The 21,842-nt window shown below is 72.5% G+C and carries 25 protein-coding genes; 10 read left to right on the top strand and 15 right to left on the bottom strand.

The window, feature by feature from the left end; genetic code table 11:
* Genes ACWCRA_RS13185 through ACWCRA_RS13195 form a run of 3 tightly spaced genes read right to left on the bottom strand, consistent with a single transcriptional unit; the run spans position 1 to position 3,217 of the window.
* Entirely contained in the window at positions 1-897 is an 897-nt protein-coding gene (locus ACWCRA_RS13185) for an LLM class flavin-dependent oxidoreductase (RefSeq protein WP_451067506.1), read from the bottom strand.
* Positions 894-2,192: a hypothetical protein gene (locus tag ACWCRA_RS13190; RefSeq protein ID WP_451067507.1), complete on the bottom strand. Its 1,299-nt coding sequence runs from the start codon at positions 2,190-2,192 to the stop codon at positions 894-896. The genes ACWCRA_RS13185 and ACWCRA_RS13190 overlap by 4 nt, the downstream gene beginning before the upstream one ends.
* Positions 2,192-3,217, bottom strand: a complete 1,026-nt coding sequence (locus tag ACWCRA_RS13195; RefSeq protein WP_451067508.1) for a Gfo/Idh/MocA family protein — start codon at positions 3,215-3,217, stop codon at positions 2,192-2,194. The genes ACWCRA_RS13190 and ACWCRA_RS13195 overlap by 1 nt, the downstream gene beginning before the upstream one ends.
* A gap of 191 nt (positions 3,218-3,408) precedes the next feature.
* Here ACWCRA_RS13195 and ACWCRA_RS13200 point away from each other — a divergent pair, with 191 nt between their 5' ends.
* Both ACWCRA_RS13200 and ACWCRA_RS13205 read left to right on the top strand, forming a co-directional pair.
* Positions 3,409-4,770, top strand: a complete 1,362-nt coding sequence (locus tag ACWCRA_RS13200) for a transcriptional regulator (protein ID WP_451067509.1) — start codon at positions 3,409-3,411, stop codon at positions 4,768-4,770.
* A 271-nt stretch (positions 4,771-5,041) separates the two neighbouring features.
* Positions 5,042-5,329, top strand: coding sequence for a hypothetical protein (locus ACWCRA_RS13205; RefSeq protein WP_384299811.1), 288 nt, complete (start codon positions 5,042-5,044; stop codon positions 5,327-5,329).
* Between the two features lie 350 nt (positions 5,330-5,679).
* On the opposite strand, the gene ACWCRA_RS13210 is transcribed toward ACWCRA_RS13205, so the two are convergent.
* The 4 genes from ACWCRA_RS13210 to ACWCRA_RS13225 all read right to left on the bottom strand — a co-directional run bounded on the left by ACWCRA_RS13210 (position 5,680) and on the right by ACWCRA_RS13225 (position 8,252).
* On the bottom strand, positions 5,680-6,693 hold the full coding sequence (locus tag ACWCRA_RS13210) for a phosphotransferase enzyme family protein (RefSeq protein WP_451067510.1): 1,014 nt from the start codon (positions 6,691-6,693) through the stop codon (positions 5,680-5,682).
* Positions 6,694-7,064: 371 nt separating this feature from the next.
* Positions 7,065-7,520, bottom strand: a complete 456-nt coding sequence (locus tag ACWCRA_RS13215) for a hypothetical protein (RefSeq protein WP_451067511.1) — start codon at positions 7,518-7,520, stop codon at positions 7,065-7,067.
* A 178-nt stretch (positions 7,521-7,698) separates the two neighbouring features.
* Positions 7,699-7,941, bottom strand: coding sequence for a type II toxin-antitoxin system RelE family toxin (locus tag ACWCRA_RS13220; RefSeq protein WP_384299814.1), 243 nt, complete (start codon positions 7,939-7,941; stop codon positions 7,699-7,701).
* The gene (locus ACWCRA_RS13225) at positions 7,941-8,252 is read right to left on the bottom strand and encodes a hypothetical protein (protein WP_384299815.1); all 312 of its coding nucleotides are present in this window, start codon (positions 8,250-8,252) and stop codon (positions 7,941-7,943) included. The genes ACWCRA_RS13220 and ACWCRA_RS13225 overlap by 1 nt, the downstream gene beginning before the upstream one ends.
* A 325-nt stretch (positions 8,253-8,577) precedes the next feature.
* Here ACWCRA_RS13225 and ACWCRA_RS13230 point away from each other — a divergent pair, with 325 nt between their 5' ends.
* On the top strand, positions 8,578-9,039 hold the full coding sequence (locus tag ACWCRA_RS13230; protein ID WP_451067512.1) for a hypothetical protein: 462 nt from the start codon (positions 8,578-8,580) through the stop codon (positions 9,037-9,039).
* Positions 9,032-9,433 (top strand): hypothetical protein, encoded by a 402-nt coding sequence (locus ACWCRA_RS13235; RefSeq protein ID WP_384299817.1) that lies wholly within the window; start codon positions 9,032-9,034, stop codon positions 9,431-9,433. The genes ACWCRA_RS13230 and ACWCRA_RS13235 overlap by 8 nt, the downstream gene beginning before the upstream one ends.
* Positions 9,434-9,608: 175 nt before the next feature.
* Here ACWCRA_RS13235 and ACWCRA_RS13240 read toward each other — a convergent pair whose 3' ends face one another.
* From ACWCRA_RS13240 to ACWCRA_RS13250, 3 genes are all read right to left on the bottom strand, one after another.
* Complete coding sequence (locus tag ACWCRA_RS13240; protein WP_451067513.1) at positions 9,609-9,842, bottom strand: hypothetical protein; 234 nt, start codon at positions 9,840-9,842, stop codon at positions 9,609-9,611.
* 230 nt (positions 9,843-10,072) lie between these two features.
* Positions 10,073-10,306 (bottom strand): DUF397 domain-containing protein, encoded by a 234-nt coding sequence (locus ACWCRA_RS13245; protein ID WP_451067514.1) that lies wholly within the window; start codon positions 10,304-10,306, stop codon positions 10,073-10,075.
* Positions 10,303-11,211: a helix-turn-helix domain-containing protein gene (locus ACWCRA_RS13250; RefSeq protein WP_451067515.1), complete on the bottom strand. Its 909-nt coding sequence runs from the start codon at positions 11,209-11,211 to the stop codon at positions 10,303-10,305. Before ACWCRA_RS13250 ends, ACWCRA_RS13245 begins: the two co-directional genes overlap by 4 nt.
* Positions 11,212-11,441: 230 nt before the next feature.
* Here ACWCRA_RS13250 and ACWCRA_RS13255 point away from each other — a divergent pair, with 230 nt between their 5' ends.
* The 4 genes from ACWCRA_RS13255 to ACWCRA_RS13270 are packed head-to-tail and all read left to right on the top strand — an operon-like array spanning position 11,442 to position 15,344.
* Positions 11,442-12,716, top strand: coding sequence for a hypothetical protein (locus ACWCRA_RS13255; RefSeq protein WP_451067516.1), 1,275 nt, complete (start codon positions 11,442-11,444; stop codon positions 12,714-12,716).
* Complete coding sequence (locus ACWCRA_RS13260; RefSeq protein WP_451067517.1) at positions 12,713-13,228, top strand: NUDIX domain-containing protein; 516 nt, start codon at positions 12,713-12,715, stop codon at positions 13,226-13,228. The genes ACWCRA_RS13255 and ACWCRA_RS13260 overlap by 4 nt, the downstream gene beginning before the upstream one ends.
* A 49-nt stretch (positions 13,229-13,277) precedes the next feature.
* Entirely contained in the window at positions 13,278-14,603 is a 1,326-nt protein-coding gene (locus tag ACWCRA_RS13265) for a hypothetical protein (protein WP_451067518.1), read from the top strand.
* Between the two features lie 12 nt (positions 14,604-14,615).
* Entirely contained in the window at positions 14,616-15,344 is a 729-nt protein-coding gene (locus ACWCRA_RS13270) for a 2'-5' RNA ligase family protein (RefSeq protein WP_451067519.1), read from the top strand.
* Positions 15,345-15,377: 33 nt separating this feature from the next.
* On the opposite strand, the gene ACWCRA_RS13275 is transcribed toward ACWCRA_RS13270, so the two are convergent.
* The 5 genes from ACWCRA_RS13275 to ACWCRA_RS13295 all read right to left on the bottom strand — a co-directional run bounded on the left by ACWCRA_RS13275 (position 15,378) and on the right by ACWCRA_RS13295 (position 20,348).
* The gene (locus ACWCRA_RS13275) at positions 15,378-16,283 is read right to left on the bottom strand and encodes an FAD-dependent oxidoreductase (RefSeq protein ID WP_451067520.1); all 906 of its coding nucleotides are present in this window, start codon (positions 16,281-16,283) and stop codon (positions 15,378-15,380) included.
* Complete coding sequence (locus ACWCRA_RS13280; RefSeq protein ID WP_451067521.1) at positions 16,280-16,858, bottom strand: isochorismatase family cysteine hydrolase; 579 nt, start codon at positions 16,856-16,858, stop codon at positions 16,280-16,282. Before ACWCRA_RS13280 ends, ACWCRA_RS13275 begins: the two co-directional genes overlap by 4 nt.
* A 30-nt stretch (positions 16,859-16,888) precedes the next feature.
* Entirely contained in the window at positions 16,889-18,034 is a 1,146-nt protein-coding gene (locus ACWCRA_RS13285; RefSeq protein WP_451067522.1) for a helix-turn-helix domain-containing protein, read from the bottom strand.
* Positions 18,035-18,557: 523 nt separating this feature from the next.
* On the bottom strand, positions 18,558-19,223 hold the full coding sequence (locus ACWCRA_RS13290) for a YdcF family protein (RefSeq protein WP_451067523.1): 666 nt from the start codon (positions 19,221-19,223) through the stop codon (positions 18,558-18,560).
* 21 nt (positions 19,224-19,244) lie between these two features.
* Positions 19,245-20,348, bottom strand: a complete 1,104-nt coding sequence (locus tag ACWCRA_RS13295) for a helix-turn-helix domain-containing protein (RefSeq protein ID WP_451067524.1) — start codon at positions 20,346-20,348, stop codon at positions 19,245-19,247.
* 159 nt (positions 20,349-20,507) lie between these two features.
* Between ACWCRA_RS13295 and ACWCRA_RS13300 the strand changes: the two genes are divergently transcribed.
* The gene (locus tag ACWCRA_RS13300; protein WP_451067525.1) at positions 20,508-20,969 is read left to right on the top strand and encodes a hypothetical protein; all 462 of its coding nucleotides are present in this window, start codon (positions 20,508-20,510) and stop codon (positions 20,967-20,969) included.
* Complete coding sequence (locus ACWCRA_RS13305) at positions 20,954-21,793, top strand: ATP-binding protein (RefSeq protein ID WP_451067526.1); 840 nt, start codon at positions 20,954-20,956, stop codon at positions 21,791-21,793. The genes ACWCRA_RS13300 and ACWCRA_RS13305 overlap by 16 nt, the downstream gene beginning before the upstream one ends.
* The last annotated feature ends 49 nt before the right edge of the window (positions 21,794-21,842 follow it).

Raw genomic sequence — 21,842 nt, forward strand, 5'->3', positions numbered from 1 at the left:
TCACCCCTCGCACAGGGGCAGGACGCGGGAGGCGAGCCATTCCAGCAGGTGGAGGTCCTCGGTGCAGACGCCGAGATGGGTGACTCCGGCCGCGGCGCGCCGCCGGAGTGTGTCGGCGACCTCGTCGGGGCTGCCGCCGACGGTCCACCAGTCCCCGTCCGGGTCCCGCGGCACGGCGGGGCCGAGGGCACGGATCTGGAGGTGGAACCCGCACGGGGGCACGCCGGGCGGGCGGGCGGCGCGGGCCGTGGCGATCTGGGCGGCGACCGAGGCGGCCGACGGCGTGACCCCGTGCAGGCGGCGCCGGGTGGGGACGGTGAGCGCGACCTCGTCGGCGTGCCGGGCCGCCAGGCGCAGCAGCGCGGACGTGCCGGCCGCGACGATCAGCCGGGGCGCGGGGGCGCCGTCGGCCAGGGTCCGCGCCAGCGTGCCGTCGCGCCCGTCAGGGGTGGTGGCTCCCGGGAGCGGCCACGCCTGCCGCAGGAGTTGGAGGGTTTGTTCCAGGGCGCGGATCCGGGCGTCGGCGGGACGGGCGGTGGGAGCGAGGACGGCGAGGTCGGCCGGCTGCCATCCGGCGCCGATGCCGAGCTCGAAGCGGCCGCCGCTGATCTGCTGGAGGGTCACCGCGCTGCGCACCGTGTGCGCGGGCAGGCGCAGCGCGTCGAGGACGGTCATGGTGCCGAGGGCGATGGTGGTGGTGTCGGCGGCGATCCTCGCCAGCAGGGCGAAGGGGTCGGGGACCGCGGCCGTCCCGTGGTCGTGGGGGCGGGTGAGGTGGTCGGGCAGGGTGAAGGCGGCGTAGCCCATCGCCTCGATCTCCCGGGCGGCCCGTACGGTCGTCTTGATGTCCTGTCCGGGGGGCGGGGTGTACTGGACGCCGATCCGCGGTCGGGTCACGGGGTGCCTCCCAGGGCGACGAGTTCGGTGACGGGCGGGTAGAGCGCGGGCACCTGGGGCACGGCGGTCAGGGCGACCGGCTTGTAGCCGAGTTTGGTCGCCGCCTGATACGGCCACCGCTCCTCCGGTCCCGGCCCCGGGGCGGGTCCGGGGCTGGTCGTGCCGCGTACGAGGTGCTGGAGGAGGGTGAACAGCTCGACGCCCAGCGCGAAGTTGTCCGCCTCGTCCTTCGGCAGGTGGGCGTGGGGCAGCGCGAGCGCCTGGGCGATCCGGCCGTTCAGGCCGGGCCGGAACAGCGCGTTCATCAGGAAGCTGATCTCCAGGCCGTAGCCGGGGGCCAGTTCCATCGCGGACCAGGCCGCCAGCGTCGCGCCCTGGTCGCCGTGCAGGAGGAAGGAGAACCGGCCCAGCCAGTGCTCGGCCAGATGGTCACGGCGGCTGGCCAGCCACAGCGACAGCGCCCGGGAGGAACGGCCGCCGTGCTTGGTGACCTGCTCGACGGCCGCCTCCAGCTCCGCGAACCCCGCCGGCCCGAGCGCCTCGTGCAGGGCGGTCCGGGTCGGAGCGCACCCAGCCGGGAGACGTTCGGCGACCCGGGGTGCGGACGGCAGGTGCCGGGCCCAGGCCGCGTCCAGCAGATCCGCGAACCCCCACGTCCGCTCCATCTCCGGGTCCCGTGCCGCTTTGGCCAGGTCGGTGTCCACGGCGAGACGGAGGCTGCCGCCCTTGGCGAACCGCACCCCGGCGAACCGCTCATCGGCACACGGCACCCCGGGAGCACTGAAACCGAGCGCCCACGGGGCGAACAGCGCGAGGACGTTCTCCGGGTCGTAGACGAGATAGTCGCTGTCCACGAAGACGACGAACCGGCGCTCCCCGTCCCCCGACTGGTCCGCGCGCAGCAGGGCCAGGCAGGACAGCAGGTGCTCACCCTTCCCCACGTCCGGGAGCGGCGCGCCGCCGCCGGCCCGCGCCAGGGTCCGGTGCGGGCCGAGGACCGGGACATCGAGAGGGGCGGTGAGCGCGGCCGGGGCCGGGCCGCCCTGGTAGCTGACCGCGAGCTCCACCCCCGCGAAGGTCTCCCGCAGGACAGCCAGCGCGCGGCACAGCCGGATGGTGGTCGCGAAGCGGATGGGATCATGCCCGTGGCACAGGACGATCACATGGACCCGCAGCCCATGACGGCGCATCGCCACCGAGATCCGGTTCTCCGCCCGGGCCCGTGCGGCGGCGCCCCGGCCCAGCAGCGTCTCCAGGTCCACGTTCACGACCTTGTTCGCAGCGGGGGCGGACATCACCCCACCCCCCGCCCGGCGGCCTCGGCCGCCGCGTACATGCGGTCGATCACGTCGGCGACCACCGCCGCCTCCCGCCCCGGGCACAGCGGATCTCGGCCGTCGCGGACCGCGGTGACGAAGTCCTCGTACATCGACGGCCCCGGGCCGAGTACGGGAAAGGTGGTCTCCTCGTGCCGGCCCCGGTCCCCGCGCAGCAGGGTGAGCTGGTAGTCGCGGTAGGAGTCGCCCACGTTCTTCACTCGTAGGGCGCCGTGGGTGCCCCTGAGTTCCAGCAGGACGTCCTCGGCGTGCGGCAGGTGCCCCATGAAGCTGGTCTCCACCGACAGGACCGCGTCCCCGTCCAGGTGCAGCATCCCCACCGCGGTGTCCTCGACGTCCCCGCCGTCGGCCCGGCCGGCCAGGAGCCGGCGGCTCGTCGCCGCCGTCAGCTCCCCCACCCGCGGGAAGCCGAGCATCCACAGGACGAGGTCGATCCGGTGCGTGCCCAGGTCCAGCAGCACCCCGCCCCCGGCGGACGTGCGTTTCCGGTACCAGGACCCGGGCGCGTTGTCCCGGCGCAGCCACACCGTGCGGGCGAAGTACACCTCCCCCAGCACGCCGTCGCGCACCAGCTCCCTCGCCGCCCAGTGCGCCGGGTCCGCCCTGAAGTCATGCAGGGCCGCGAGCACCAGACCGCGTTCGTCCGCGAGGCGCACCAGCCCGGCGGCCTCCGGCCCGGTGAGCGTCATCGGCTTCTCCACCGCCACGTGCTTCCCGGCGAGCAGGGCCCGCTCGGCGAAGTCTGCATGCAGTCCGTTGGGCACCGACACCACCACCGCGTCCAGCCCCGGGTCCTCCAGCAGCCGCCCGTACTCCGCGACCGCGACACACTCCGGCCCCGCGTCCGCCCGCGCCGCCTCCCTCCGCGCCCCGTCCAGATCGCACACCGCGGCGACCGTCGCGCCGGGCGCCTGTTCCCAGCCCCGCACATGCCGCGCGCCGTGCCGCAGACCGACCACGCCGATCCGTAACCGCTCCTCCACCGTGCTCCTCCTTCTCCTCAGGGACCCGTCGTGTCCCCCGGCCGTGCGAGGCCGGGGACCGGGCCCGTCCGAAGAAGACCACCGCCACCGGGCCCGCCGGAAGACGCGACGGGGGTTGAACGGTTGCAGGCGCGACCACGTCAATCCGCCCGGATTCAGGGGCACTTACGCTCGCGCCGAGAGGTGATGCGATGCCATCGAACCGTGCTCCCAACGCCGCGTTACGCCACCTCGTCCGCGAGGCGGACATCAAGTACGAGGCGCTCGCCACCCGCGTCAACGCCCTCGGCATCCAGTACGGACTCGCCCTGCGCTACGACAAGACCTCGGTCAGCCACTGGATCCGCGGCACCGCACCCGCCGGCATCGTCCCGCTCCTCATCTGCCGCGTCCTGGCCGAACGCCTGCGGCGCACGGTCCACCCGACCGACGCCGGGTTCGCCCCCACCGGCACGAACGAAGCGGAAGCAGGTCTTGCCTACCATCCCTCGCTCGCCTCTACTGTGAAGGAGATCGAGCTTCTGCGGAGGTACGACATGGAACGCCGCGAGTTCCTGCGCTCCTCCACCTACGCGAGCGCGGCCGTCGTCGCCGCCAGCGGCCACTGGCTCGACCGCCCCCCGGACCCGCCGGCCTCCCGCACCGCCACCTCACCGCGCGTCGGCGCCCCGGACGTCACCCGCGTCCGCGCCACCCTCACCGCGTTCCAGGACCTCGACGTCGCCCACGGCGGCGGCCACACCCGCCCCCTGGCCCTCCACTACCTCCGCTCCGTCCTCGACCTCCACGACGGCAGCTACACCGAGACCACCGGCCGCGCCCTGCGCCGGGCCACCGCCGAACTCCTCATCGCCATCGGCCTCATGTCGTACGACGTCGGCCATCACCAGGCCGCTCAGCGCTACCTCATCCAGGCCACCCGCATGGCCCAGGCCGCCGACGACCCCCCGCTCGGCGCCCGCGCTCTCACCATCCTCAGCCACCAGGCCCTCCACCTCGGCCAGCCCGCCCACGCCGTCGAACTCGCCCGCCGCGCCCGCAACGGAGCACCCCGGGCCACCCCCGGCGCGAAAGCTGTCTTCCACGTCTTCGAAGCCCGCGCCCACTCCGGCACCGGTGACACCGCCGCCGCGGAAGCGGCCATCAAACGGGCCGAACACCACTTCGCCCGCGCCCGGCCCGACGACGAACCCGACTGGACCCGCACCTACACCCGCGCCGAGCACGCCGGCGAGATCGCCTGGACCTACCGCGACCTCGGCCTCCCGGCCCAGACCCGCCGCTACGCCGCAGAGGCCGCCGCCCACCCGGCCGTCATGCTCCGCGCCCACGGCTTCAACCACGCCCTCCTGGCCACCACCGCCCTTCAGGACAACGACATCGAACTTGCCTGCGCCCACGGACGCACCGCTCTCCACCACGCAGCCCAGGTCATGTCCGACCGCGTCCAGGACAGCGTCCACGACGTCCTCACCCGCCTCCGCCCCCACGCAGCTCACCCCCGGGTCAAAGACCTCGCCGACGAGTTCACCGCCGCCTTCCCCCACCGGTGACCCCGGGGAAGGACAGTCCCGTGCAGAGCGATCGCGTCCGTCCGTGGAGCGCCGGCGGGGGCACACCTCGACCTCCTGCCCTCCGCCGCCGGCCCCCCAGGCTGGGGACAGCACCGGTATGGACACCGCACCAGGGCCGCCCGCTCCTCGGCCAACGGCCCGCGACGCAGCGAGCCCACCGACAAACACTGCTGAACCGGCAGCCACCCCCGGTCCGTGCCAGGAGTACGATCAGCAAAAGCTGAACGTGTTCAAAATGAAGGAGAAGGCCATGTTCGAGCGAACCGCGCCCATCCCGGCCGACTCGCCGGCCACGCTGCTGGGCCCCGCGGCCCTCGCCTTCGGCACCATCGCCGCCCTCGGGGTGACCGTCCCCGCGTTCTTCTTCCTGACCCCGTTCGCCGCGCTCGCCGGCGCCCTCGCCCTCACCTTCGGCGTGGCGGGCATCCACTACGGACGGCGCGGTGTCGGGCGCCTGTGGGTCGCGGCGGCCGGAACGGCCCTCGGCCTCATCGGGTTCGTCACCTTCATCGGGTTCCTCATGATGTTCGCCGCATAGCTGATCGGCTCAGTGCCCGCGATGCATCGCTGGATGGTGGGCCCAACACCGTGCCGAGCATCTACGCACCCTGTCGCCCCGCCCAGGCCGACGGCACACTCCCGCGGCCGTCCGCAGGCACAGGGTGTGCGGCCCCGGCCGCGTCGACGGTGAGCCCCTGCGCACGGGCGAGCCCAGTGCTGGGGGACGCGTCTCACCCCAGGACAGGGGGACGTTCACCGTGCTCCACCGGTACTCGGGCTGTTCGCTCTTGGCCGCCGCGCTGGATACACCCATCGGGATCACTCCAGGCGAAGAAGAAAGAGTGAAGGGAAGAGAAGGGGGCCCGCCCCAGGGCGGGCACCGTGCGGCTACCGGGGTCCCGCAGCTTCGGCGAGGGCCCGTTCGACGTCGGGCAGCCGGTCCAGAAGCCGGGTGGCCGCCGCGTGCCGCAGCAGCCAGAACGCGTCGAGATCGTCCTGGAGGAGGCCGGGCTTGATGTAGTGCTCCTTCACCCCGTAGAGCGATCCCAGGAGCTGGATCAGGGCAACCCGGGCACAGCCGGTCACGTCCGCGGCCGCGTGGTGGGGGTTGTTGTCCTGGTAGGCGCGGACGAGCCGGACGCCGGCGCGGATCCAGTCGGGGTCGTGGACGACGGTCCGCGGGTCGAAAGCAACCCTCCCCAACTCGTAGGAGATCAGTTCGGGTGCGGGCGGAAGGAAGTCGAGTACCGCTGTCAGTTCCTCGCCCTCGAAGAGCACATTGACGACCGAAAGATCTCCATGGATCACCTGGGTCGTCAGCCCGTCGGGCAGGCCCGTGATCAGTTCGGGCAGACGAGTGAGGGCGGCGCGGCGCTCCGTCAGGGTCCGGACCGCCTCGGTGTCGAACGTGTCCGGTACGGGGTGTTCGGCGATGAGGTCGAGGAGTTGGTCGACGTCCGTGGTGAGTTTCGCCGCCGGGTCGGTCGTACGCCACTTCGTCAGCCGACGTGATGCCCCGGCCGCTGCGGCCGGGTGGTCGGCGAAGGCGGCGTGGATGAGGCCCAGGGCGCGGCCGGCGGCCTTTTGCTGCCCGAGGGCCAGTCCGCCTTCCGCGGTGCGGCCGGGCACCCACTCCCAGAGTGAGGTGGCGAGGTCGCCGCTGGTGGCGATCGCCTCCCCCGTCCGGGTGGACCGTGGGACGGCGACGGGGACGCCGTGCTCCCCCGCGAGGCGGCTCTGGCCGATCGCCGAGCGCTCTGCCGCGAGGTCCGTCCCGGGCAGGTAGCACTTCACGAAGAAGGTCTCGTCGCCGTTGGTGGCGCGGTAGTTGACGGTGTTCTGCCCTGCGAGCAGTCGGGTGAGGCCGGTGTGTCCAAGGCCGTAGGCGTGCTCCAGCAGCACACGCAGTTTTGGTACCGGATCCGGGCCAGCGGCAGGGACGGGCGGGGTGGAGGGCGCGGGCACGGGCTGGCTCCTTCGGCGGTGCGTACTGGAGGGCGAACCCCCAGAGGCGTGGGCGGGATGACCGTGGCGGGGGACGGAGCCACCAGGCGGCCGGGTGCGGGGGTGAGTCAGGCGGGTGGTGGTGTTCGGCGATCAGCGGCACGGCGCCCTCGGCCGGCACTCGGTCCGCCCAGGCACCCGGGGTTGCCGGGGCCTGACGGCGGGAAGCCGGGCCCACCCGGCGCCGAGCCGAGCCGCCGGCCGCGTAACCTCCCCGCACGCCGGGTTGCGCAGACCTGGTCGGCGTCCCGCACGGTCGGGTGGTCCTGCTACGGCCTGTCCCCGGCGGCGGAGACCGAGGTGCGCCAGGGCGGGCGGGACAGCTGGCCGATCAGGAGCACCAGGGCGAGCATCCCCGTCACCGTGGCGCTGACCGGCCACAGCCACATCAGAACGGGATAGGGCAGCGCGTCGCTGTGGAGCCGGGCGTAGAGGACACCGATCGCGGCCGTTCCCGCGGCGCACAGGACCCGGACCGAACGGGTCGTCAGAGCGGTTGCCGCGGGGGCGGCGACGGCCAGGTTGCCGATGACCGTGACGAAGGGCAGGAGCCACCACGCCGGGTTCCAGGTCCAGTACCGGTCGCCCACCTGCCACGAAGCCACTGCGGCCCAGGAGAGATAGACGCCGGAGAGAGCGCCGGCGAAGGCCGTGACAAGGGTCCAGAAGGCCAGATCGCCCGCATACCCGCCACGAGAGGTGCCGTCGGTATCACTCTGTGTCATGTGGGCAGAGTGCCACAATCGTGCTGTCGCCAGTGCTCGATCGCAGAGTCCGTCCGTTCCGGCTGGTGGGCGACAAGCCCGGCCGCCGCTGGCGGGCGTCCTGGCCGGCGTCAGCAGCGGCGCCATGCTGTTGGGAGTGCTCCGGGCTCCTCACGACGAGCGAAGAGGAGCGCCTGGTTCAGTCAGCGTGCACCACGGTGATGACCGACATGGTCAGGACGTTGCGACTGACCCAGAACACTACGGCGGCGCCCGCGAGTGTGGCCTCGCGCCGGTCTTCGTTCCCTTGCAGGGCCACCCCGAACACGTAGGGGTTCTCGGCGAGTCTGCCGACTTCTCCGAGGAAGCTCTTGCGGCGCTTCTCGCTCATCTTCTTCACGGAATCGGCGGCCGCGGAGCTGTACTGGACGCGGTAGGCCATCAGGACGCTCCCGGGGTGGGGCCGATCAGGGCGTGCAGGCCTTCGGACGAGATGAAGCCTTCCGCGTGCCCGTTCTCCAGACGCTCGAACATCCCCTTCTGGAAGGCCCGTACCTGGGGGTCGGTCTCCTGGGCCCACCGCAGGAGCACGGTGAGCAGGTCCTCGGCGTGGGCCTCGCCGATCTCGGTGTCGAAGGCGTCCCGCTGCTCTTCGGGGAGCGCCGCCCTGATGGTGTTGATGCTGGCCGGTAGGACGACCAGCTCGCCGTCGTTGACGTAGGTGGTGAACGTCGGTGGTGCGTGATCGGTCATCGGGTCCTCCGCTCCCCTGGATGGATCGGTCTCACTGTAGGGCGGGCGGGCTGCCGCACCGTACGGAACCGACACGCTGCGGGCGCGCGGCCGGCTCTGTGCGCCCCGGGCGTGCACGGCTGCCTCTCGGAGTTGCTGGGAGTGGTGCTCCACTCGGACGGGTGAACTCCCCTACGAGGCGTGCCTGTGGGCTCGGCCTCGGCGGGATACTGACCGGCCCGAGCCGAGAAACGGGCCTCGCGTCCCTGGAGAACAGGAGCGTGCACTTTGTTCCTGGCTGCTGGAACTGACCGTGCCCCGTTCATGTTCTATGAGGAGTCCTCTGTTGCGTCGCTCCCTCACCGCTGTTGTCACCCTGCTCATGACCGTGGCGTCGCTGTCGCCCGAGGCGGCTGCGGCCGGGTCGGCCCCGGCGGCCGGAAAGGGCGCATGCGGCGCCAAGGCGATGGATCCGCACAAGTCGAAGGGCGAGGGGAAGAAGCAGGGCAGGAAGGTGATCCTGGCCAAGGTGAGCGCGATGTGCACCGGCACGAAGGTGCCGACCCGGCTCGTCATCGACGCGAAGCTCCAGAGGAAGACGAAAGGCGGCTGGAAGAACGCCACCAAGAACCGGTCGGAGGACTTCATGCCCGTGAAGTCGGGGAAGAAGTATGTGCTGCGTACGCACGACATTGACTGTCGAAAGGGTACTTTCCGAGTAACTTTTAGGGTTTCCGGGAAGGTGGACGGGAAGATGCGGTACGGGAACTGGGGCGCCGGGCAGCCGAGGCGGAATCCCTGTGGATGACGGAACCGAGCCCGCCCGGGCGGTGTTCCGCACGGCGGCCGCCGCGTACGGCGCGCCGCTGCTCGAATCCGCCGACTTCCTGGTGCTCCTGTCCACCGGCGGTGCCGGGAGCGACATCGTCGCTGCCGTCTCACCCGGGAACCTGCGGCTGTGGATCAGCGGCATCTATTGGACCGAGTACGACTGGGCCCCGGACGACACCGACGAACTGGACCAGCTGACCGAGGACATTGCCGCAGTGCAGCGCGGCGACGCCGTCTTCTTCTACCGGAACCTCGACGGCGAGATCGAGTACACGGGCGGGCGGCTCGGCGGCCACGGTGTGGACACGCCGTTCCGCGAGGAGACAGTGCTGCGGAGGACCCTCGGTCCGTGGCGAACGGCCGCTCGGTAGAGGCGGCGCCGGCGAGGTGCCGTCCAACGGCGGCGGGACTGTATGGATGGCTGCTGACGCGGGGTCGAGGCCGACCGAGGATGGGCATCTTCGGCTCCTGCCGAGGACGGCTCTCGCTTGGTTCTCGCGCCGCCGGCCCGCCCCCCGCGCTGCCCGGCTCCTGGTTCCCAGTTGTTCAGATGGGCCCTTCTGACGGGGCGACGGAGGCGGCGGGGGCGCGCTGGTACCAGGTGAAGTCCAGGGCCGCCGGGTTGAGGAAGCGCTGGCGGCGCGGGCCGAGCGTGGTCGTCCGCAGGCTCACCCGTGTGCTGAGGGGGAGGTTCTCGCGCTTGCGCCCCTGAAGGGGGAAGTCGTCCTCGCAGTGGAGAGCAGCCGTGAGAGCGGCTGCTGTGGCGCGGCGGCGGGCCATAGTGGGTCCCTTCCGTTGCGCCGGCGCACGGTGCGCCGGGCGCAGACGGCGGACGCTACCGATGGGCGGCGCTGCGGGGGTATCCATCGTGCGGGTGGTTTGGGCTCCGCACGGTTGCCGGCCCGGCGGTGTCGTCCCGTTGTGACCCGTTCTCCGGACAGCAGCCGCCAGGCCTCGGCGGTTGTGGGGGCCTGGCGGGGCCGTGTAATCCCGGACTGTTGTCCGAAGGTCTACGCAGCAGCTGTGAAGGGCTGCTGGACGGCGATCTGGAGGAAGGTGTTCCAGGTGCTGCGGCGGATGGCGAGCGGGGCCTGATGGGGCCGCTTGGAGTCGCCGAGCAGGATGAAGCCGGCCGCGTCCGGGTGGGGCGCCGCTCGGACGCAGTTGCCGCCACCTCCACTGTAGGAGGAAACCGTCCAGGTGATCGTGGACGGGTCAGGGAGGGGCGGGTGCTGGCGGTTCACGCGTGGAGCTCCTGGATCTGTGTTCTGAGGCGGGTACGGGTGTGTGCAGGGTCGAGAGCCAGGCCCCACAACTGGGTGAAGGTGTCGGTATAGCGGGCGACGTCCGTTTCCTGGTCGAGGTGTACGGAGGTGCTGAGGGTCTCGATCCACACGATGTCCCGGGCGTGGGTGGCCTCGGGGAAACTCATGATCACGAAGGGTCCGGCCAGCCCCGGGTGGCCGCCGGCCGATGCCGGGAGGATCCGGATGGTGGTTCCGGGCTCCTCGGATGTGGTGAGCAGGTGTTCGAGCTGCTCGTGCATGACGGCGGGGCCGCCGATGGTGCGGAGGAGGACGCTCTCGTCGATGAGGGCGTCCAGTTCGCGCGGGACGCCTTCGGCGGCGGCGCGTTGGCGGTGGAGGCGCACGTCGCACAGGCCCTCGATCTGCCTGGGCGTGAGGTCGGGGCGGAGCGCGGTGATGACGTGGTGCGTGTAGTCGGAGGTCTGGAGCAGGCCCGGGACGAGGGTGAGTTCGTAGTTCCGCAGCCGGACGGCCTGGGCTTCGCGGTCCAGGTAGTCCTCGAACCTCATCTCTCCCAGGAGGTCGCTGTGGCGGCGCAGGAGGGGTGGCCGTGGCCGGCGGACGGTGCCCGTACCGGGCCCGAGCAGCTCCGTGATCTCGGTGCTGGTCCGCTTGTCGGCCCGGTAGAGCCGGAGCAGCGCGGTGACGAGGTCGTCGGCCACGGTGCGGCGGCGGCCGTTCTCGATGCGGCTGAGCGCGGTGGCGTCCGTGCGCAGGCCCTGTTCCCGGCAGTGCGCGGCGGCGGCCGTGAGGGTCAGCCCGTTGGTGGTGCGGAGCCGTTCGAGTCGGCGCCCCACTTCCCCCAGGGCGGCTGACCCGGGCGCTTGCTTGTGTTCCGGCATGAGCGCAAGTGTGGCGTGTTCGCGAACTCCTGGACAAGACAAGGCAGTCGGGCAATTTGCTCGGACTGGTTGCTGGCAGGGGTGTCCAGGGAGCATGCTGTCGGACATCACGAACCGTGCATGCGGTGTCGCGGAGTGTTTCTCCTGTGCGGGTGTCGCGGCGGCAGCCGGGGAGTGAGGAGGGGACGCCATGGCCGGCTGTCCCCTCCGGCTGGGAAAGGGAGCGGCGGATGGCCACGGCGACCCGTTTCGGGCAGTTGGTCCGGGAGCGCGGCTGGACGTACGAGCGGTTCAGCGGGCACTTCGCCCGCGCGGCCGGGGAGCTCGCCCAGCGGTGCGGGGACCGGCGCCTCGGGTCGCTGGCGGTCTCGCGCGCTACGTTCGAGCGGTGGGTGTCCGGCGGGATCAGGACGGTGCCCCGCAGTGCCGTCGCCCGGGTCCTGGAGCACCTCTTCGGTGAGCCCGTGAGCGTGCTGTTCTCCCGCTTCGACGCGGTCACGCGCCTGCCCGACCCGGGCGTCTGGGCTCTGCCCGCTCCGGAGCCGGTGGCCGACGACCCGTATCTGGCGGCGGTGGAGAGCTTTCGGCGCACCGACCGCCGGCAGGGCGGAAGCACCCTCTACCCGGCCGTCGTCCACTATCTGCGCACCACCCTCGGCCCGGTGCTCTTCGGCGGTGCGCACCCGGGCGGGGAGACGGCGTTCAGGGCGGCGGCGGCGCTGACGGAGATGGCCGGGTGGATGGCGCACGACAGCGGGCGTGACGCGCTGGCCCGTGAGCACTTCACCCACGCTCTGAGGCTGGCCCGCGGTGTCGCCGATCCGTCGGTCGCGGCCAACGCGCTCGTGGCGATGAGTCATCTCGCGTTGCAGAGCGCCGGTCCCGACCAGGCGCTTGATCTGGCCCGGACGGGGCTGGTCGCTCTGCGGGGTGCGGCGCCGGTGCCGATGCTGGCCGCCCGGCTGCACACCATGGAGGCCCGGGCCCTGGCCCGGCGGCACGAGGACGTCGGCGCCCTGCGGGCTCTGGAGGCCGCCCGCGGCCTGCTCGGCCAGGTCCCCGCGGAGCCCGTGCCGGGCTGGGTCGCCCCGTTCGACGAGGCCGCGTTCACCAGCGGGGCCGTGTGGGTCCACCGCGACCTCGGTGACCTGTCCACCGCCGCCGCCGAGGCCCGGCGGGCGGTCGCGCTGCGCGGGCCCGAGCGGCGCCGCAGCCGGACCTTCTCCCAGCTCTGTCTCGCCCGGGTCCTCCTCGCCCAGGGTGAGCTGGAGGGCGCGTGCGCGGTCGGTCACGAGCTCCTGGAGGCGTGTGCCGACCTCGGCTCCGTACGGATCACGCAGCGGCTGACCGGCCTGGAGCAGGCTCTGACCGTGATGCCCCGGGGCTCGCGGAACACGGTCGCCGAGCTCCTCACCCGCGTCCAGGACACCGCCCGGCACCGCCGGCTGCTCTTCCCCGGCGTGCCGGACGGCAGTGGCCCGGGCGGGGAACAATCCCCACCATGACGACGAAGCCGCGACCCGGTGACCCGGGCTGGACGGAATACCTGGCCGAGGGCAACGCCCGGCAGGCCCGCAAGCGATCCTGCGCGGATGCGGTCATCCGCGACCCGGACGGCCGCGTCCTGCTGGTCGACCCCGACTACAAGAACGGCTGGGACCTTCCCGGCGGCATGGCCGAGGCGAACGAGCCCCCCACCGAGACGGTGCGGCGCGAGCTGCGCGAGGAACTCGCCCTCGACCTGCCCGTCCAGCGGCTCCTGGTCATCGACTGGGTCGCCCCGCACGGCCCCTGGGACGACCTGATCGCCTTCGTCTTCGACGCCGGCACCCTCACCGCCGCCCAGGCTGCCGCCGTACGCCCCCGGGACGAGGAGTTGAACGCGTGCGCGTTCCTCCCCCCGGACCAGGCGCTCCCGCTGCTGCCCGATGCCCAGCGCCGGCGGCTCGAACAGGCCCTGGCCGCCCTCACCACCGGGCGGACGGCCTACCTCCACAACGGAATACCCCCCTGGTGACAGCACCGCCCGCTCCAGTCGGAGCGGGTCCGGAAGGAGCAGCACCCCTATGGTCCGCACCACCGTCTTCGCCGTCCTGCTGGAGCAGCGCGGCCTGACGGCGTACGAAGCGTTCCGCCACGCCTTCCGCGAGGCCGCCGTCCAGGCGGCCGGAGCGGAGCGGGAGCCGCGACTGGCCAGGGTCATGGTCTCGCGCGCCACCTTCGACCGGTGGTCGGCCGGCCAGCTCAAGGGGGTGCCCCGCCGCGAAGCAGCAACGATCCTGCGCCACCTGTTCGCCATGCCCGCCGAGCACCTCTTCGAAGACGCCGACACCGAAGACGCCGACACCGGGACCCCCGCGCCGGACGGCGGGGAGGTGGAGTTCGACGGCGCGCAGGAGATCGGCGCGCAGACGCGTCTGCTGACCGCGTCGAACGCGGACCCGGCCCTCGTGGCCACGGTGCGTACCTCGCTGGAAGGGGTCATCGACCGTTACGAGGCTCTCGGCCCGCGGCTGCTGGTGGGCGAGACCCGGCTGCTGCGCACCATGCTGCACACGCTCCTCGCCGGACATCAGCCGCCCCGGGCCCGCGCCGAGCTGTTCCATCTCGCCGCCCGGACAGCCGGGGTACTCGGCTACATGGCCGTGAACAGCTCGGCGCCCTTCGCCACGGTGGACGCGTACTGCACCGAAGCCGAGCTGCTCGCCCGCGAGGCCGGGGACCGGGAGACGCAGATGTGGGCGGCGGGCACCCGCTCGCTGGGCCTCTACTACACCGGCCGGTATACCGAGGCCGACCAGGCGGCCCGCGCGGGCGTCGACCTGGCGCCCGACAGCCCGCAGGCGATCCGGCTCCTGGTCAACGGCCGCGCACGGGCCCTGGCCCGTACCGGGGAGCGCCGCGGCGCGGAAGCCGCCATCGGGCGCGCCATGACCCTGTCCGAGCGGCAGACGACGCTTTCCGAGGGCATGACCTCATGTATCGCGTTCACCCCGTACTCCCTGGCGCGCACGCTCGCCAACGCCATCACCGCCCGCCTCGCCCTCGGTGACACCCAGGCCGTCCTGGACCACGCCGCCGAGATCGACCCGCTCCTCAACCGGTCCTCCTCCCGCTGGAGCCGGGCCCTCGTCGGCCTCGACGTCGCCACCGCCCTGCTTCACCAGCCCTCACCCGAGATCGACCACGCCATGGTCCTCGGCCGCACCGCCCTGACCGCCGGAGCCACCGCCCCCATCCGCTCCGTCTGGCAGCGCGCCGGCGAACTCCACCAGCACGCCGCCCGCTGGCACACGACGCCCGCCGTACGGGACTATGCCGACATGCTGCGCTCCTGGCACTCCCAGCCCCAGGCCGCGCCCGTCGCCGCGCCCGCCGCGCACCGGCTGTAGGAGGAGATCGCTGTGCCCGCCGCCCTCAGGTCCGATGCCCGGTCGTTCCCCGTCGATCCGCCGCCGGACCCCGACCGTCCGCAGGCGGTCGTCGACCACGACTGGGACGCGTTCGCCGCGCTGGCGCGGATGACCGATCACTGGGACCGGCCCGGCTGGACGCCCGGACACCGGGCCTACTACTGGATGCTCCTGCCCCGCTCGCCCGAACTCAGCGCCCTGACCCGGCACTGCCAGCATCACCTCGCCCCCCTCCGGCTCGACCCCGTCCCCGACGACGGCCTCCACATCACCCTGGGCAGGATCGGCCACCGCACCGACGTCACCCCCCGCCAGATTGCCGAACTGGCCCGGACCGTGGCCGAACACGCGCCGCGCGCCTTCGCCCTGTCCGCCCACCCGATGACCGGGTCCCGCGGCGCCGTCCGCTACAGCCTCACCCCCTGGACCCCGCTCCTGCACCTCCACACCGTGCTGAACAGCGCCGCCCGCCGGCACGGGCTGCCCGCGGGCCGCCCCACCGCGGGCTTCCGTCCTCACCTCGGGATCGCCTACAACAACCGGGACCGCGACGCCCGCCCCGTCATCGACGCCGTCGCCGCCCTCCGCACCCTCCCCCCGGTCACGCTGCGCATCGGCCGGGTCGAACTCGTCGAACTGCGCCGCGAGAGCACCGCCTACCGGTGGACCCGCCTCCACACCGCCCGCCTGCCGGCCCCCGCAGCCCTGCCCCGCGTCTGAGCCGGCCCGGTGTCCGCCGGGCGCCGGGCGGTTCTAGCCGGCGTGATCCCGGTAGTAGGCGTTCAGCGCGGCGCGGCTTCCGTCGCCCATCGCCACGGAGATCCGCTGCATCCGGGCGCTCTTGAGGTCGCCGGCGACGTGGACGCGGGGATGCTGCCGGTCGGGAGGGCAGTAGCCGTCCGGTCCGCGGTGCAGTCCCTCCAGTGCGGCGGGCGCGCTGCCGAGGTTCGTGACCACGACCCCGTCGGCCCGCTCGTACACGCTCCCCGACCGGTCCCCGGCGGTGACCCGGACCCGTCCCTCGGCGAGGGGTTCGACCACGGCCCGGGTGACGGGGACGAGGCGGACCCGGGGGTCGTCCTGGACCTCGGTGGTCTTGTAGGCGTCGGCCGGAGGGTGGAGCACTTCCAGGCGTGCCGGGGTGTCGAGGTGGGCGCGCAGCCAGGTGCCGAGGGGGCGGTCGGCGCCGAGGACGACGGTGGTTCGGCCGGTGAGGTCCGCGGGGGTGGCCCGCCACAGCGGGGGCAGCGGCGGTACGGGATGGGGGGTGGTGATCCAGTCGGTGTCGGCGGTGGTGAGGGCGGTGGTGCCGGTGGCGACGACGATGTCGCGGGCGGTGAGGGTGCGGCCGTCGTGGAGGGTGAGTTCGGCGTGGGCGGGGTGCCCGGTCACGCCGCGGGCGCGGGCGGTGAGGAGGGTGAGGCGGCCGGTGTGCTGGTGGCGGGTGATGTCGCGTTCGAGTGCGGCGGCGAGGTGGGGGCCGGTGGTCCAGGCGCCGGGGACGTTGTTCACGGCGCCGATCGCGGACAGCTTGGAGCCGACGGCGGTCGCTTCCACGAGGATCGTGGACAGGTGAAGGCCGCAGGCCATGACCGCGGCGGCCACGCCGGCCGGGCCGGCTCCGACGACGATGAGGTCGGTGTCCGGACCAGAGGTCATGCGGACGCTCCCGTGCCCGGGCGAACGATGCTGTCGGCGTGGTCGGCGAGGGTGAGCTGGGTGGTGGTGAGGAGCTGGCGGGGGCCGAGGTTGCGGCGGGCGAGGAGCAGGGCCGCCTCGTGGTACTCGGGACCGCCGCCGGAAGCGCAGGCGTCGGTCACCATCCAGGGGACGAAGCCCTGGTGGTAGGCGGCGGTGGCGGTGTCGTAGACGCAGGCGTCGGTGTCGAGCCCGGCCAGTATCAGCTCCCGCCAACCGTGCAGTTGGGCAAGACGGACGAAGTCCGCAGTGATCGCGCTGGAGCCGGTCTTGTCGACGAGGTGCGCGCCCTCGGTGAAGGGGGCGAGTTCACCGATGACCTCCTGCTCCTCAGCGGTGCGCATCCGGGTCCAGCCGGTGATGGTCTCGTACGGTGAGCCGGGCGGGTTGCGGAAGCGGGTCAGCACGAGCGGCCGTCCGGCTGCGGTCCACTCCCTCGCCAGCCGTACCAGGGCGGGTGCCACCGTCCGGGTGTGCGGGTTGATGAAGCCCCGCTGGGCGTCCACGATCACCAGCACGGCTCGGTGCAGTTCCATCGGCTGTCCTCCGCTTCGGTGGGGTCTGGCTCATGGTGCGTGGGATTCCCGCAGGGCTTCCTGGGCGGAGCGCAGCCGGTCCGGCAGTCCGCTCGTGGTCAGGATCGCCTCGCGCATCAACTGGTGCTGAGCGGTCTCCTGGGGCCGGGCGGCGGTCAGCCGGGAGCGCGCGCCCCGCAGGAACCGCCAGCCGTAGTCGGCGGGCATGACCGGATCCCGGCCGGCCTCGACCTCGTCGAGTATGTGAGTGCTCAGCGCCCACAGGGCCTGCACGTCCAGTTCCAGGGCCACGATCGCGTCCGCCGCGAGCGCACGCTCGGGCGCAAGGGGGTGGTAGGCGACACCGGACCAGCCAGCCAGCCCCAGGGACACCGCACGGCTGCCGAAGTCCACCACATCGGGGTGCGAGTAGCCCTGGGTGAGCAGTGCCCGGTCGGTCTCGTCACCAAGGCGTCTGGGGCCGTCCGGGTGTCCGCGGTCGACCACGGCGGACGGTGTGGTGAGCACCTGCATCGCGGTCGGCAGGAGCCGTGCCTCCCAGGGGCTGTCCTCCAGGACGTAGGCGGAGAGCACGTAGCCGGCCCTCGGCGTTCCGGGTCCGAGGAGTTCGGCAAGGCGTTCGTCGGCCCAGATCAGATCGGTCGCGTAGGTGCGGTAGCGCCACTCGGCCAGTTCTCCCGGAGAAGCCGCCGTCCGGCGCTGGGCCAGGTGGAAGACCGCAACGCCGCAGGCGTACAGGTACAGGCGCGACCCGGGGCCGTCGGGGTGCCCGACCTCGGTGACCCGGTGCTCCAGCCCGCCGGGTCCCGCCGGGCTCGGCCGCGCCCTGGTGAACAGCGCCCTGAGCGGTTCACCGACGAAGACGGGCAGAACCTTGTGACTGACGACCGTGAACGGTCCCACCGGCACCGGCTGCCCGCCGTCAGCCGGGCTGTCGGCCGAGCCCGTGGCCAGCGCGGCGCGGAAGACGGCGGCCACGTCCGGATCGCACATCCGCAGCATCGAGTCCAGCAACAGGGCGGTCTCCGGCAGCAGTCCGATCGAACGCCCGCGGGCACGCCACTTCGTCACCGTCCGCGGGTTCACGCCCAGCCGCTCGGCATACGCCCTGATCGGCATCCTCATCGCCTCACCCAGCAGAGCTGCCTCGTGCCCGGTCCACCGTGCCACCGCCACGAGTCTGCCTCCCTGGGATCGGCGTTCACCACAGCCTACGAGCGCCCGGCCCCCAACAGGCCCACACCAGGCCCACAGCCGGACCTCTCCCCAATCCCCGCTGGTCTCCATCATGTTTGACACGGATCACATCTCGGCCGCCTTGACACGGTGACGGGAGAACCAGAGCCCCAGGCTGCGCCACACCATTCCCGGGCTCGTTGTCAAGAGGCCAGCGTGAAATGAGGAGAAGTGGGAAACCGCTCCACCCCCTCCGAACAGGAGAGGCGTTTCATCACTTCTGAGATGTATTGCTCCTCACCGACGGGTGCGTCAAAGGCACTGTCCTGGCGGTGAAGTGGGACGAAGTGAGGGCCCACCGCGGTCCCTCCTTCACCTCCACCGCTGCAAGGCTGGAGAACCCATCAACTCGGCCCCGTACACCAGTCAACCAGCGTGGAAAGGAGGAACCGTGCCCACGACACCCCGCAGGCCCATCCACCCCGCCGCCACCGCGGCCCCGGGCAATGCGCGGAACCGCTCCTCAGGCCGCAAGCCGACTGGTGAACCCCGCCGCGACCAGGTCGCCGTACGCCTCTCGTACGTCTTCGGGCACGTGCTGCTCGACCGCGAACCCGCGCTGCGGGTACTCGATGACCCGCTGGAGGTCGCCGACGAGCATGTCCACCACCAGGCGCCCGTCGCCGATGCTGGCGACGTAGTCCTCGAAGGCGAGCTGCTCGGAGGCGCACACCACCTCCACCTCCGGCCACACCTTCCGGACGGTCGCGTACGACCGCCGCTGCATGTAGGGCTTCGTCACGAGGAGCACGGTGGCGGGGTGGACGCCGGCCTGGTCCAGGAGGGCGCGGCTGAAAACGATGTTTTCCCCCGTGTTGGCCGCCTTCGGTTCGACGAGGATGGCGTGCTCGGGGACGCCGAGGGCGATGGCGTGCTCGGCGTAGTGGACGGCCTCGCCCCGGGGGAAGACCCTCGCGGTAGTCGGGCTGTTGCCGCCGGTGAAGACCACGACCTTGGCCAAACCCTGGTGGTAGAGGTCGGCGGTGGTGGTGGCGACGCCGAGGTCATGACTGCCCAGGCCGATCGCCACGTCCGCGGGGCAGAGGTCGTGGTCCATCTGGTGGTAGTCCCAGATCAGGCGGGCCATCTCCCGCTGAGCGTCGGTGATCGCCGGTGGAGTGCTGGTCACGGGTGTCCTTCTTCTCGGTGGTCAGGCCCGGCCGGGTTCGGCGTGGGCCGGCGTGCGAATGCCGTCGATCGCGGCCAGCTGATGGCGCAGCCCGATCCGGGCCGCGGTGTGCGCGGCGGTGTCGAGGACGCGCAGGCCCTCGTCGCGGGTCGCCGGATCGCTGATGAGGATGTGGCCGTAGGCGGTGTCCAGGCGAACCTGGGGCAGGGGTGCGTCCGGCCGGGCGGTGGCGCGGGCGATGCCGATGCAGTTCAGGGCGGCGCTCAGGTCACCGGCGCCGCGGTGGGCGAGGGCGATCTTCTGGTGAGCGACCGACCAGTCCTCCGGCTCGTCCAGGGTCTCGAACGCGCGGGCGGCCATCTCCATGACGTGGGCGGCGTAGGTGTTCTGTCCGTCCTTGCTGAGCGCGGTGCCCACCCACAGCCGGGCGCGGGCCTGGTCCCGGGGCGAGAGGCGGGGGTCGGCAGCGAGGGTCTCGTACTGGCGCGCTGCGGCGGTGAGTCGGCCGGACATCTCGGTGGTGACGGCGAGCGACAGGTCGATCTGGGCGATCCGGCGGGGGATGTCCAGTTGCCCGAACAGGGATCGCGCGGTGTTGTAGTCGCCGGCGGCGGAGAGCGGGCCGATTACGGAGCCCTGGTCCCGTTTGAGGTCGCCGAGCAGGGTGGTGGCGCGGGCGAGAAGGTAGAGGCCGCGGTCGTCCAGTGCGGTGGCGGGGAAGCGGTGGGTCCAGCGGCGGATGAGGCTGTCGGCGAAGGTGAAGTCCTGCCGGGCCAGGGCGACCACGGTCCGGTCGAGGTCGTCGGCCCACGCCTCCAGGTCCGCGCCGGACGCCCGGCTGACCGTCACCCGGCCCAGATCCGGCATCGAGGTGGGCGGGTGTCCGGTCTCCTCGGCGAGGAAGGTCTCGAACCGGGGATGGACGGCGGCGTCGGCACGAGCGAGCGCGGTGTCGAGGATTGCCTGGTTGTCCGGCCTCGGCTCCGTCAGGGTGCGGAGTTTCTCCCACTTCGACACCGTCCGGACCCCGACCCCCAGATACTCGGCGAAGTCCCGGACGGTCATCCGCAGCGCGAGCCGCAGTACGCGGGCCTCCAGGCCGGTCCAGTGGTGCACGGTCGCCACGCAACGCTCCCAACGCTCGACGGTCATCGAACCACGCCGCGCGGGCGGGCGAGCACGCAAGTGCCACGGAAGTGCAACAGCCGTTCATTGGCCGGCAGCCCCGGCCAGGCCAGGCTGAACCTCAGCATCCGCTTCCGACCCCGTGGGGAGAGCGCCGCCGTGGAACCGCTCACCGAACAGCGCTCCGTCGACCAGCCGGCGGTCTACGGGTTCCTGCGGCTTCCCCCCGGCGCCCGCGGACAGCACACCGCTCTGCGCGAGGCCCTGGTGGACCACTGCCGCCGCCACGAACTCGACCTCCGGGGCGTCTTCACCGAACACACCGACGCCGTCCGGGGCGAGGAGTTCAACGCCCTCGTCGACGCGCTGACGAAACTTCCCCGCAGCTACGGCGTCGTCATCCCGTCCCCCGCGCACCTGGGATCACGCGCCCAGGCCGCCGCCCGGCGGGCTCAGATCGTCCGCATCGGCGCACGCATACTCGCCATTCGGGTTCCCGGTGGTCACACGGCCCCGCGCGGTGCCTTCTCCCGCCGGCCCGTGGGCAGCGCCGCTCCTTCGTTCCGCTCGCCGCAGTTTCCCGACCTCGCTTCGGAGGGCCCGTCATGTCCGCAGCTTTGAAGACCGCCGTGCTCTACGCCTGCGGGTCGGACGCGACCGCGACCGTGGCCGCCCTCGACTCGCTGGCCCGTACGGCCGCGGAGCGGGGATACACCGTTCGCGCCGCGGCCTCAGACGTCGCCGGCCCGCGCGTGGTGCTGGGGGACCGCCGGGGGTGGAGCTCGATCGCCCCGTTCCTGAAGGGCGGCGGGAGCGCTCTGTTCGTCCGCTCTCGTGAGGAGCTCGGGGCGGACGAAGCCCGCCGCGCGCCCGTGCTCGCCTGGCTGGAGGAGCAGCGGGTGACGGTGACGGCGGCCGAGCCCGCCGCGTGGGAGACCGATGACTGGTGCCGGATCTGGGAACGATCGGACGTGGCCGGTGCCCTGGGCGGTGTCGGGGATCCTTCGGTGGGAATGTGCTGTGCGGTTTTCCCGGCGCTGGCCGTGCATGCTCCGCTGGCGCGGAGGCTCGCGCGGAAGTTCCTGCGCTCGTGGGAGCCGGTACTGGCCGGGCAGGGCGTTGACCTTGATCTGCTGCTCCTCGCCGTGGATGAGCTGGTGACCAATGCCCTCACCCACGGATCGGCCCCGGGGGACCTGATCGCGCTGACTCTGGAGTGCGACCGGCGGGTGCTGTGCGTGGGGGTGGAGGACCGCTCTCCCGATCCGCCGTGTCTGCGCCGGCCCGGCGACGCCGACACTGGTGGCCGGGGTCTTCCCCTTGTTCAGCGGATCGCCCCCGACTGGGGCTACGCCCGACACCACAACCGGCCAGGCAAACGGGTCTGGGTGCGTGTTCCCCTCCAGGCCCTCCCCCGTGCTCGCGCTCTCGCGGCGACACCGTGACCAGCACATATGTCCGACCTGCCGCCTTCTCAGCCCTGTTCCGCCCGGA

The sequence above is a fragment of the Streptomyces sp. NPDC001889 genome (assembly GCF_053594535.1).